The organism is Pseudomonas guariconensis (genome assembly GCF_024127895.1).
GTDB classification, from domain to species: domain Bacteria; phylum Pseudomonadota; class Gammaproteobacteria; order Pseudomonadales; family Pseudomonadaceae; genus Aquipseudomonas; species Aquipseudomonas guariconensis_B.
Map to the genome: position 1 here is coordinate 258,840 of NZ_JAMYBK010000005.1, position 11,677 is coordinate 270,516.

Sequence of the window (11,677 nt, forward strand, 5' to 3'; positions counted from 1 at the left end):
TCCGGCGTCCCGCAAGGCCGCTCCCATACGAGGAAGACGGTGGGTGTTCAGCGCACCCACTGATCCCTTTGCTGCAGTCGCCAGCCGAGCCAGCCCAGGCTCACCGCCCGCAACCCCATGAACCCCAGGAACGCCAGCCACAGCCCGTGGTTGCCGAGCCCGCGCATGCCCAGTGCCAGGGGCAGGGCGAGCAGCACGGAAAGCAACATGGCATTGCGCATTTCCCGTGCCCGGGTGGCGCCGATGAACAGGCCATCGAGCAGGTAGCTCCACACCGCGACCAGCGGCAGCACGGCGAGGTAGGGCAGGAAGGGGTAGGCGGCCGCGCGCACGCTGTCGATATCGGTCTGCAGATCGATGAACAGGTGCCCACCGAGCAGGAACAGCACGGCGAAGCCCAGGCTGGTGAGCAGCGACCAGCCGCAGGCCACCACCATCGCGCGGCGCAGGGCGTCACGGTCGCGGGCGCCGATGGCGTGGCCGCACAGCGCTTCGACGGCATGGGCCAGGCCGTCGAGGGCGTAGGCGGTGAGCATCAGGCCATTGAGCAGCAGGGCGTTGGCCGCCACCGTGGCTTCGCCCAGCCGCGCGCCCTGGACGGTGACCAGCAGGAACACCAACTGCAACGCCAGGCTGCGCAGGAAGATGTCGCGGTTGACCGACAACAACGGCCGCCAGGCCTGCCAGCGCTTCAGCGCCTGCCAGGCGATGCGCCCCGGGTAGGCGCGCAGGGCCGGGCGGGTCAGGGCCAGGCCCAGCAGGGCGGCACTCCATTCGGCGATCACCGAGGCGCGTGCCGAGCCCAGGACACCCCAGCCCAGGCCGAGGACGAACCACAGGTTGAGGACGATGTTGAGCAGGTTGGTGACCAGCAGGATCGCCAGGGGCGCACGGGCGTTCTGGGTGCCGAGGAACCAGCCGACCAAGGCATAGCTGGCCAGGGCTGCCGGCAGGCCGAGCAAGCGGGTGTGGAAGAAGTCCTCGGTGGATTGCTGCAGCGCTTCGCTCGGTTGCATCGCGTGCAGCGCCAATTGGCTGAAAGGTAGGGCCAGCAGGCCGATCAGCAGGGCGAAGGCGAGCGCGAGCAGCAGCCCCTGCACCAGCACCTGGCGCAGCGCGGCACCATCGGCGCGCCCGGCGGCCTGGGCGGCGAAGCCGGTGGAGCCCATGCGCAGGAAACCCATCAGCCCGACCATGAAGGTGAACAGGGTGGCGCCCACCGCCACCGCCCCCAGCTGGTGGGCATGGGGCAGGTGGCCGATCACTGTGCTGTCGACCAAGGCCACCAGCGGCACCGAGACGTTGGACAGGATCATCGGTGCGGCCAGGGCCCAGACCTTGCGGTGGGTACGGCGGTCGCGCCAATCGGTGGACAGTTGGGACATGCGGGCTCCTGGGCAAGCGTGGGCTGCCTATCCTCGACTGGCGCTTCGCGGGCAAGCTCCGCAGGGCATGAGCCGATCACACAGGATGTGATGTGCAGGGCCATGGGGAGCGGGCTTGTCCGCGAAGTGCCGAGCGCGTGATTCCATACACCGCACTGGCTAGGCAAACGCGCATTCTAGCGGCCGGGCCGCAGGTACGCCCCCTGCCGTTGCGCTATAGTTGCGCCCTTACGTACATGCTGCCGAAGAGTTTCCTTCCCATGCTCGACAAAGGATTGTTGCTGGCCTGCGTGCTGGCCCTGCTCAGTGCCTGTGATTCTTCCTCGCCGGACAAGCAGCCCGCGCCCGCCGAAAAGCCGGCCGCCACTGCCCCTGCCGAAACCGCCGCACCCAGGCAAGAAGACCCGGCCGCCCTCGCCAAGCGCTACGAAGGCCGTGAGCTGACCGTGCTGGACGTCTCGGAGGTCCAGCTCGACGGCGCCAGCAGCCTGTCGATCAGCTTCTCCGCGCCGTTGGATGCCAACCAGGACTTCGCCGCCAAGGTGCACCTGGTCGACACCGTCAAGGGCAAGGTCGACGGTGCCTGGGAGCTTGCCGAGAACCAGATGGAGCTGCGCCTGCGCCACCTGGAACCCCAGCGCAAGCTGGTGCTGACCGTCGACAAGGGCCTGCTGGCGGTCAATGGCAAGCGCCTGGAGAAGGAGTCGATCAGTCGCCTGGAAACCCGCGACCTGCAACCCACCGTGGGCTTCGCCAGTCGTGGTTCGCTGCTGCCCACGCGCCTGGCAGAAGGGCTGCCGGTGATCGCCCTGAACGTCGACAAGGTCGACGTGGAGTTCTTCCGCATCAAGCCGGACATGCTCTCCAGTTTCCTGGTCAACTGGGGCCGCAACAGCAGCCTGTACGACTACCAGTCGAAGGAGACCCTGGAGATGGCCGACCTGGTCTACAGCGGCCGCTTCGACCTCAACCCGGCACGCAACACCCGTGAAACCGTGTTGCTGCCGATCGCCGGGATCAAGCCGTTGCAGGAGCCAGGCGTGTACTTGGCGGTGATGCGCGCCTCGGGTACCTACGACTACTCGCAGCCGGCGACCCTGTTCACCCTCAGCGACATCGGCGTTTCCGCCCACCGTTACCGCGACCGCCTGGACGTGTTCGCCCAGGCCCTGGAGGGCGGCAAGGCACTGGCAGGCGTGAACCTGGAACTGCACGACGGCAAGGGCAAGCTGCTGGCCCAGGCCGAGACCGACGGTCGCGGCCATGCCCAGTTGCCGATCACGCCCAAGGCCGACACCCTGATCGCCACCCAGGGCGTGCACACCACCCTGCTGCGCTTGAACACCGCTGCCCTGGACCTGGCCGAGTTCGATATCACCGGCCCCCAGGCCAACCCGCTGCAGTTCTTCATCTTCGGCCCGCGCGACCTGTATCGTCCGGGCGAGACCGTGCTGCTCAATGGCCTGCTGCGCGACCAGGACGGCAAGCCGGTGAAGGCCCAGCCGGTGACCGTGGAGGTCCGCCGGCCCGATGAGCAGGTCAGCCGCAAGTTCGTCTGGGAGGCCGATGCCAATGGCCTGTACCAGTATCAGTTGCAACTGGCGGGCGAGGCGCCGACAGGTCGCTGGCAGTTGTTGCTCGACCTGGGCGGCGGGCGCAAGCAGGTCCATGAGTTCCTCGTCGAAGACTTCCTGCCCGAGCGCCTGGCCCTCGAGCTCAAGGGCAGCAGCACGCCGCTGAGCCCGGAGCAGACGGCCCATGTCCACGTCAATGGCCGCTACCTCTATGGCGCCCCGGCCGCCGGCAACCGCCTGAGCGGGCAGGCCTACCTGCGCCCTCTGCGCGAGGCGGTACCGGCGTTGCCGGGCTACCAGTTCGGCTCGGTCACCGAGAGCGAGCTCAACCAGGACCTGGAACTGGACGAAGTCACCCTCGACCAGGCCGGCAAGGCCCGTCTGGACATCGAGAGCCGCTGGGCCGAGGCCCGTTCGCCCCTGCAACTGACCGTCCAGGCCAGCCTGCAAGAGTCTGGCGGCCGGCCGATCACCCGCCGTCTCGAGCAGCCGATCTGGCCAGCCGAGCGCCTGCCGGGGCTGCGCGGCCTGTTCGACGGCGACGAGACCGATGGCGATGCCCCGGTGCAGTTCGAGTTCCTGGTGGCCGACCGCGAAGGCCACAAGCTGGCCGCCGATGCGCTCAAGGTGCGCTTGGTCCGCGAGCGCCGCGACTACTACTGGAACTACTCCCAGAGTGACGGCTGGAGCTACAACTACAACGAGAAGTTCCTCACCCAGAGCGAGGAGACCGTCAGCGTCAAGGCCGGGGGTACCGCCAAGCTGAGCTTCCAGGTCGAGTGGGGACCGTACCGGGTCGAGGTGGAAGATCCGCAGACCGGGCTGGTCTCCAGCGCGCGTTTCTGGGCCGGCTACCGCGCCCAGGACAACGCCGAAGGCGGTGCGGTGCGCCCAGACCAGGTCAAGCTGGCCCTGGACAAACCGGCCTATGCCGACGGCGCCACCGCCAAGGTCACCGTGACCCCGCCAGCCGCCGGCAGCGGCTACCTGATGATCGAGTCCAGTGACGGTCCGCTGTGGTGGCAGGAGATCGAGGTGCCTGCCGAGGGCAAGGCCTTCGACGTGCAACTGGACAAGAACTGGGCGCGCCATGACCTGTACATCAGCGCGCTGGTGATCCGCCCCGGCGAGCGCAAGGCCAACGCCACGCCCAAGCGCGCCGTGGGTGTGCTGCACCTGCCACTGGAGCGCACCGAGCGCAAGCTCGCCCTGACCTTGCAGGCGCCGGAGAAGATGCGGCCCAAGCAGCCACTGACGGTGAAGTTCAAGGCCGCCAATGCCGATGGCAGTACGCCCAGGCACGTGCATGTGCTGTTGTCTGCGGTGGACGTGGGCATCCTCAACATCACCGACTTCAAGACCCCCGACCCGTTCGCCAGCCTGTTCGGCCGCAAGGCCTACGGCGCCGACCAACTGGACATCTACGGCCAGTTGATCGAAGCCGGCCAGGGCCGCCTGGCGAGCCTGGCATTCGGTGGCGACGCGGCCATGGCCAAGGGCGGCAAGCGCCCCAACACCACGGTGACCATCGTCGCCCAGCAGAGCCTGCCGGTGACCCTCGATGCGCAGGGCGAGGGCCAGGCCACCGTCGAGATCCCCGACTTCAATGGCGAGTTGCGCCTGATGGCCCAGGCCTGGAGCGACGATCGCTTCGGCATGGCCGAAGGCAAGACGGTGGTTGCCGCACCGCTGATCGCCGAACTGTCGACACCGCGCTTTCTCGCCGGCGGCGACCGCACCAGCCTGGCCCTGGATCTGGCCAACCTGTCGGGGCGGGCCCAGCAGTTGAGCGTGCAGGTCAGCGCCGGGGGCCAGTTGACCCTGGCCGGCGAGGGCTCGCAGAGCGTCAGCCTGGCCGAGGGCCAGCGCAAGACCTTGCTGATCCCGGTGCAGGCCCAGGGCGGCCTCGGCCAGGGCAAGGTGCAGGTGCGGGTCGAGGGCCTGCAATTGCCGGGTGAACCGGTCAACGCCTTCGAGCGTGAGTGGACCCTGGGCATTCGACCGGCCTACCCAGCGATGCTCAAGCACTATCGCGTCGCCTTGAAGGACCAGCCCTGGACCTTGCCGGAAGGCGACCTGGCGGCGTTCGAACCGGCCGGCCTGGAAGCCAGCCTGGCGCTTTCCAGCCGCCCGCCGCTGAACCTCGCCGAGCAGATCCGCGCCCTCGAGGCATACCCCTACGGCTGCCTGGAGCAGACCGCCAGCGGGCTGTACCCGTCGCTCTATGCCGATGCCGAGAGCCTCAAGCGCCTGGGCATCAAGGGCGAGCCGGCCGATGTGCGCAAGCGCAAGATCGAGATGGGCATCGAGCACCTGCTGGGCATGCAGCGCTACAACGGCAGCTTCGGCCTGTGGAGCTCGGACAGCGAAGAGGAATACTGGTTGACCGCCTATGTCACCGATTTCCTCCTGCGCGCCCGCGAGCAGGGCTTCGGCGTGCCGGCCGAGGCGCTGAAGAAGGCCAACGAGCGCCTGTTGCGCTACGTGCAGGAGCGCAACCTGATCGAGGTGGACTACAGCCAGAACGCCGATCACACCCGCTTTGCCGTGCAGGCCTACGCGGCCCTGGTGCTGGCGCGCAACCAGCAGGCTCCGCTGGGCGCTCTGCGCAGCCTGTTCGAACGGCGCAGCGATGCCCGCTCCGGCCTGCCCTTGGTGCAACTGGCGGTGGCGCTGGACAAGATGGGCGACAAGCCTCGTGCCCAGCAGGCGCTGCAGGCAGGCCTGGGTGCCGGCCGCAGCGAGGGCTGGATGGCCGACTATGGCAGTGCCCTGCGTGACCAGGCGCTGATCCTGGCATTGCTGCAGGAGAACGAGCTGGCCAGCGACCAGGTCGACCAACGCCTGTTCGCGCTGTCTGACGAACTGGCGGCCAATCGCTGGCTGTCGACCCAGGAGCGCAACGCCCTGTACCTGGCCGGCCGCGGCCTGCTGGGCAAGCCGGAAGGCCAGTGGCAGGCACGCCTGGACAGCGCTGGGGAGGTTCGCGCGTTCAACAATGCCGAGTCGGGCATGAAGCTCGAAGGGGCGCTGCTGAGGTCGCCGCTGACCGTGCAGAATGAAGGCAGCGAGACGCTCTACCAGCAACTGACCCTCTCCGGCTATCCGCGTCAAGCACCGGCGGCAGGCGGCAATGGCCTGGAGATCCGCCGTGAGTACCTGGGCATGAACGGCCAGCCATTGGACCTGCGCAACCTGCGCAGTGGCGACCTGGTGCTGGTGCACCTGGCGCTGAAGGCCAGTACCCAGGTGCCGGATGCGCTGGTGGTCGACCTGCTGCCGGCGGGCCTGGAGCTGGAGAACCAGAACCTGGCGCAGAGCGCTGCCAGCCTGGACAACGCCAGCAGCACGGTGAAGCAGTGGCGCGAATCGATGCAGAACGCCAACGTGGTGCATCAGGAGTTCCGCGACGACCGCTATGTGGCGGCGCTCAAGCTCGACAGCTATGGCACCACGCACCTGTTGTACCTGGCCCGGGCGGTGACGCCAGGCACCTACCGCGTGCCGCCGCCGCAGGTGGAGTCGATGTACCGGCCGAACTTGCAGGCGGTCGGGGAAGGGCAGGGGGAGGTGATCGTTAGAGGTCGCTGACGTTCGAGCTTCGAGCCGCAAGCTGCAAGCGGTAGAAAAAAACAGCCGGCGCCGGCCAGTGCGGGCAGTGGTGACTTTCAGATTTTGGGGGCGTTGCGCGCCCCTTCGCCGGCAAGCCCCACAGGGGCTTGTGGTGTTCGCGAATCATGTGCCATGCAGCGGGCCTTGTGGGAGCCGGCTTGCCGGCGATGGGCTGCAAAGCAGCCCCACTGCCGCCTAACAGGCTGGCCAGGCTGCTATTGGCCTTTCTTGCAGCTTGTGTTCCGCTACTAGTGCACCACCCAGCTCAACACCCACAGCCCGAGCAGTAACCAGATGATCCCGAGGATGATCGAGGCACGCATGAACGCGCGCACCGCCGAGTACAGCAGCATCAGGCCAATGACCAGCGCGAGGATGCTGACCAGCGAGGTGTCCATCCCCAGCGTGCGTGCCAGGCCATCGATGAAATTACCCCCGGCGTTGGCCAGCAGGTTGAACAGGCCGCTCAATCCGTCGACGATGAAGCGGATCAACGAACCCAGTGCCTGGCCCAGCCACTCGAAAAAACCTTCTACATGCATAGTCGCTTCCTGATGATCGAATCGGCGTGGGTGCCGTTCCCAAGCCTTTGGCCATTAGCTGGCCAGGTCGGTTCCCGATGCCAATGTTAGCCTGCCTGCGTACGCGCACCGCAAGGGCCCTGCGGGGCGTCGGCGTGGCCGGCCTGGTGGCCGTGGCGCTGCTGTGGCTGGCTGACCGCCTATGGCCCTTGCCCCTGCCAGGCGACGACCAGGCGCGGGTGGTGCTGGCCGAGGACGGCACACCGCTGTGGCGTTTCGCCGATGCCGAGGGCGTATGGCGCTACCCAGTCAGCCCTGACGAGGTGTCGCCGCTGTACCTGGAGGCGCTGCTGACCTATGAGGACCGCTGGTTCTACCATCATCCCGGGATCAACCCGCTGGCCCTGGTCCGGGCGGCCTGGCTCAACCTGCGCGGTGGGCGTGTGGTCTCTGGCGGCAGCACCTTGTCGATGCAGGTGGCGCGCCTGCTCGATCCGCACGACCGCACCCTGGCAGGCAAGCTGCGCCAGCTGTGGCGCACCGTGCAACTGGAGTGGCACCTGTCCAAGCGCGAGATCCTGCAGCTCTACCTCGACCGTGCCCCCTTCGGCGGTACCTTGCAGGGCGTGGCGGCGGCCAGCTGGGCGTACCTGGGCAAGTCGCCGAAGCACCTCACCCCGGCCGAGGCGGCGCTGCTTGCCGTGCTGCCCCAGGCCCCCAGCCGGCTGCGTCCCGACCGCCACCCCGAACGTGCCCAGCGCGCCCGCGACAAGGTCTTGCAGCGCCTGGCCGAGTACCAGGTGTGGCCGGCCCGGCTGATCGAGGAGGCGCGTGAGGAACCCTTGCTCCTCGCGCCGCGCCAGGAGCCAGCCCTGGCGCCCCTGCTGGCCCGTCGGCTGAACCGCCCGGGTAGCCCGCCGTTGATCCGCACCACCCTCGATGCGGCCTTGCAACGGCGTCTGGAAGACCTGCTGCTGGGCTGGCGGGCCCGGCTGCCGGAGCGCACCTCGGCGGCGTTGCTGGTGGTCGAGGCAAAGACCATGGCGGTGCGTGCCTACCTGGGCTCCCTCGACCTCAACGATGCACGCCGCTTTGGTCATGTGGACATGGTCCATGCCCTGCGCTCGCCCGGCTCGACGCTCAAGCCGTTCCTCTACGCCATGGCCCTGGACGATGGCCTGATCCATTCCGAGTCGTTGCTGCAGGATGTGCCACGGCGTTACGGCGACTATCGTCCCGGCAACTTCTCCATGGGCTTCAGCGGCCCGGTCTCGGCCAGCTCGGCCCTGGCCCTGTCGCTCAACTTGCCGGCGGTGCAGTTGCTGGAGGCCTACGGGCCGAAGCGCTTCGCTGCGCAGATGCGCATGGGCGGCATGCCGTTGATGCTGCCGCCCCTGGCCGAGCCGAACCTGTCGTTGATCCTCGGCGGGGCAGGTAGCCGGCTGGAGGACCTGGTCGGCGGTTATGCGGCACTGGCCCGCGAAGGCAAGAGCGCGCGTATCCGCCTGCAGCCCCAGGACCCACTGCTGGAGCGGCGGCTGCTGTCGCCCGGTTCGGCCTGGATCGTTCGCCGTATCCTCAGCGGCCAGGCCCGGCCGGACCGCGATCGGCATGCCGAGCTGGTGCCGCGCACGCAACTGGCCTGGAAGACCGGCACCAGCTATGGCTTTCGCGATGCCTGGTCGGTCGGTGTGGGGCCTCGCTACCTGATCGGCGTGTGGATCGGGCGCCCCGACGGTACCCCGGTGCCCGGCCAGTTCGGCCTGGCCTCGGCGGCGCCGTTGATGTTGCAGGTGCATGACCTGCTGAGCAACCGCGACAGCCAGCGGGGCATCGCCGCGCCGGCGGAGAACATACCGGCGAGCGTTGGCGTGGCGGCGATCTGCTGGCCGTTGGGCCAGCCCATGCCGCGCCAGGACCCCAACTGCCGCCGCCAGCGTTTCGCCTGGACCCTCGACGGCACCACCCCACCGACCTTGCAGGCGGCCGACCAGCCGCTGGGGTTGGGGTTGCGCGAGACGGTCTGGGTCAATGACCAAGGGCTGCGGGTCGATGCCAGTTGCAGCGGCGCCCAGGCCCGCGACGTGGCGCTGTGGCCGGCGCCACTGGAGCCCTGGCTGCCTCGTGTAGAGCGCCGTGCCGCACGCCTGCCGGCGCTGGACCCCGCCTGCCCGCCACAGGTACCGGCCAGCGCGCCGCCGTTGTCGATCGTCGGGGTGCGCCCCGGCGACAACCTGCGCCGTCCGGCCACCAGCCGCGAGCCTTTGCAGCTGCACGTCTCGGCACTGGGCGGCGGCGGCCAGCGCTGGTGGTTCCTCAATGGCCGGCCCCTGGGCGAGACCCGTGGCCAGGACAGCCTGCTGGTGCGTTTCGAACAGGCCGGGCACATTGAGCTCAGTGCGCTGGATGAAAGCGGTGAGACGGCGCGGGTGGAGTTTCAGGTGAACGAGTGAAGGGAGCGGGGCGGCGATGGGCTGCGAAGCAGCCCCAGTGTCACTTGACTGACCGGTTTGTCCCGCGAGTGGGCTGGTTTGATGCCTTACAGCCTAGGACTTGCCCTACGCGATTTGTCGATCGCCTTCCGATTGCATGGGAAAGCCCACCCCTCTAGCCTTTGCGCATGCGTGCAGGCAGGGGAGCGTGTCTTGAGTTTTCGATTATTTCGTTTAGAGTCGGAGAGTAATGGCATGGCGAATGGGAGCGTGGTCATGAGCTTGTCGAAACGAGCCGACTTTCCAGAGTCTCGAGAGATTGCCGCGGCGGTTCAAGGGCAACGGGACCTTGCGGCTTTTCTCTGTACCAAGACACAGATGCAACGAATCGAAATCTACGACACCGACAACAAGGCCCATGCGGTCGAATTGCCGACCAGCGCGTTGCGGTTGTTGGTGGATATCCTCGGAGAGCTGGCGCAAGGAAACTCAGTCCGGGTGGTGCCGATACATGCCGAACTGACGACGCAGGAAGCGGCAGACTTACTGAATGTCTCGCGTCCACACCTGGTGAAGCTGCTGGAGGAGGGGAAGCTGCCTTTCCATAAGGCCGGCCGCCATCGTCGGGTACTGTTCTCGGACCTCATGACTTACAAGCAAAAAAGGGATCAAGCCAGCCGCAAGGCCTTGGATGAGCTTGCAAACCTCTCTGAAGAGCTTGGGCTGGGCTATTGATGCGGGAGTCGTCCTTCATCGCTATCTACGATGCATGTGTACTGTATCCGGCCCCTCTTAGGGATTTGCTCCTGAGGCTAGCGGGCAAGGGACTCTATAGGGCCAGATGGACATCGAGGATCGATGAGGAATGGAAACGAAATCTCCTGCGTAATCGCAAGGATCTGGCCCAGGTGCAACTCGACCGTGTTTCTCGGTTGATGGAAGCCGCCATTCCCGATGCACTCGTCACTGAATACGAGCAGCTATGCGAGTCGCTGTTGTTGCCTGACCCAGATGATGCCCACGTACTTGCTGCTGCAATCAGAAGCAATGCCGAGGTGATCGTCACGTTCAACCTGAAGGACTTTCCCGCCTCGACGCTGAAGTCCTACGGGGTGCAAGCGCAACATCCTGATGAGTTCATCATGGATCTCTGGGGGCTGGATCAGGCAACGGTGCTTGCCACTATGGCTGAAATGCGTCGCTGTCTGGTCCGCTCTCCCTACACTCCCGAAACCTTCGTTGAATGCATTCTGAAGCAGGGGCTGCCGCAGACGGCCAGCGCCCTGAATGACTACATCATGCTCATATGAGCTTCATTGCCCCACCACCTGCATCCTCGGTTTGGGAAACAGATTCTCCAGGGTCTCCAGCAACCGTGCGTGATAGATCGGCTTGCGGAACAGGTCGAGCACCTGCAGGCGCAGCAGGTCGCTGACATCTTCCAGGTCCGCATGGCCGGACATGACGATCACCGGCAGGTGCTGGCGGTCCGTGTGGTCGCGCAGGCGCTTGATCAGGCCGATGCCGCTCTCCTCGGGCATGCGCAGGTCGGTGATGACCAGGGCCACGTCCGGGTGGCGGGTGAGCTGTTGCAGGGCAGCCTTCACGGACGTCGCGGTGTGGCAGCAGAAACCTTCGTTCTCCAGCAGTTCGGCGAGTTCGAGCAGGGCCTCTTCCTCGTCGTCGACCAGGAGGATCTGTTGACGCAAGGAAGAGGTTGGCATGGTCGTCTCCAGTGGATGGGGAAAGATGCCTGCATTGGGGGCGGGCGATCATTAACCAGCATCAGGTGTTATGGCTTCCGAGATGGTTGTCATGATGCTATCCACATGCCCCGAGATATCGCCGACGAACCCCGCCAGCACTACCGCGACCATCGCCGCGATCACCGCGTACTCGATACCGGAAGCTCCGTCCTTGCGTTTCAGGAAGTTCTTGCAGTGGAAAAGGATCTGTTGCAGCAACATGGCACAACTCCTTGCGCGATCAGCGGCGGTAGGCGGGGCCATATGGGTGATGCCCCTTTGCCACCATAGGATTGCCAAGCTGCGCGAAGCTGCAAATGTAAGAAAGCATTATCTCTAAAGTATTGGTTTGAAACGGCCGCGCTAAGTTTCTGTTTTTACAGCGCGTCAATTTTTCGGCTGCGAAAA

The 11,677-nt window shown here is 66.4% G+C and carries 8 protein-coding genes; 4 read left to right on the forward strand and 4 right to left on the reverse strand.

The window, feature by feature from the left end:
• Positions 1-47: 47 nt before the first annotated feature.
• Entirely contained in the window at positions 48-1,385 is a 1,338-nt protein-coding gene (locus NJF35_RS08980) for an MATE family efflux transporter (RefSeq protein WP_225790498.1), read from the reverse strand.
• Positions 1,386-1,645: 260 nt separating this feature from the next.
• Between NJF35_RS08980 and NJF35_RS08985 the strand changes: the two genes are divergently transcribed.
• Positions 1,646-6,550, forward strand: coding sequence for an alpha-2-macroglobulin family protein (locus tag NJF35_RS08985; RefSeq protein ID WP_253090958.1), 4,905 nt, complete (start codon positions 1,646-1,648; stop codon positions 6,548-6,550).
• A gap of 269 nt (positions 6,551-6,819) precedes the next feature.
• Here NJF35_RS08985 and NJF35_RS08990 read toward each other — a convergent pair whose 3' ends face one another.
• Positions 6,820-7,113, reverse strand: a complete 294-nt coding sequence (locus NJF35_RS08990; protein ID WP_225790496.1) for a hypothetical protein — start codon at positions 7,111-7,113, stop codon at positions 6,820-6,822.
• A 77-nt stretch (positions 7,114-7,190) separates the two neighbouring features.
• Here NJF35_RS08990 and pbpC point away from each other — a divergent pair, with 77 nt between their 5' ends.
• The 3 genes from pbpC (at position 7,191) to NJF35_RS09005 (ending at position 10,834) form a co-directional block, all read left to right on the forward strand.
• Positions 7,191-9,545, forward strand: coding sequence for a peptidoglycan glycosyltransferase PbpC (gene pbpC, locus NJF35_RS08995; protein WP_253090959.1), 2,355 nt, complete (start codon positions 7,191-7,193; stop codon positions 9,543-9,545).
• 255 nt (positions 9,546-9,800) lie between these two features.
• Positions 9,801-10,259, forward strand: coding sequence for a helix-turn-helix domain-containing protein (locus NJF35_RS09000; RefSeq protein WP_225790494.1), 459 nt, complete (start codon positions 9,801-9,803; stop codon positions 10,257-10,259).
• The gene (locus tag NJF35_RS09005; RefSeq protein ID WP_225790493.1) at positions 10,259-10,834 is read left to right on the forward strand and encodes a PIN domain-containing protein; all 576 of its coding nucleotides are present in this window, start codon (positions 10,259-10,261) and stop codon (positions 10,832-10,834) included. The genes NJF35_RS09000 and NJF35_RS09005 overlap by 1 nt, the downstream gene beginning before the upstream one ends.
• A gap of 3 nt (positions 10,835-10,837) precedes the next feature.
• Here the strand turns inward: NJF35_RS09005 and NJF35_RS09010 are convergent, their stop codons facing one another.
• Positions 10,838-11,248 (reverse strand): response regulator, encoded by a 411-nt coding sequence (locus tag NJF35_RS09010; protein ID WP_225790492.1) that lies wholly within the window; start codon positions 11,246-11,248, stop codon positions 10,838-10,840.
• 51 nt (positions 11,249-11,299) lie between these two features.
• On the reverse strand, positions 11,300-11,491 hold the full coding sequence (locus tag NJF35_RS09015) for a Flp family type IVb pilin (RefSeq protein ID WP_225790491.1): 192 nt from the start codon (positions 11,489-11,491) through the stop codon (positions 11,300-11,302).
• Positions 11,492-11,677: the final 186 nt, after the last annotated feature.

Coding starts and splice junctions, on each gene's coding strand:
- NJF35_RS08980 (WP_225790498.1), bottom strand. CDS start 1,385: ATGTCCCAACTGTCCACCGATTGGCGCGACCGCCGTACCCACCGCAAG.
- NJF35_RS08985 (WP_253090958.1), top strand. CDS start 1,646: ATGCTCGACAAAGGATTGTTGCTGGCCTGCGTGCTGGCCCTGCTCAGT.
- NJF35_RS08990 (WP_225790496.1), bottom strand. CDS start 7,113: ATGCATGTAGAAGGTTTTTTCGAGTGGCTGGGCCAGGCACTGGGTTCG.
- pbpC (WP_253090959.1), top strand. CDS start 7,191: ATGCCAATGTTAGCCTGCCTGCGTACGCGCACCGCAAGGGCCCTGCGG.
- NJF35_RS09000 (WP_225790494.1), top strand. CDS start 9,801: ATGAGCTTGTCGAAACGAGCCGACTTTCCAGAGTCTCGAGAGATTGCC.
- NJF35_RS09005 (WP_225790493.1), top strand. CDS start 10,259: ATGCGGGAGTCGTCCTTCATCGCTATCTACGATGCATGTGTACTGTAT.
- NJF35_RS09010 (WP_225790492.1), bottom strand. CDS start 11,248: ATGCCAACCTCTTCCTTGCGTCAACAGATCCTCCTGGTCGACGACGAG.
- NJF35_RS09015 (WP_225790491.1), bottom strand. CDS start 11,491: ATGTTGCTGCAACAGATCCTTTTCCACTGCAAGAACTTCCTGAAACGC.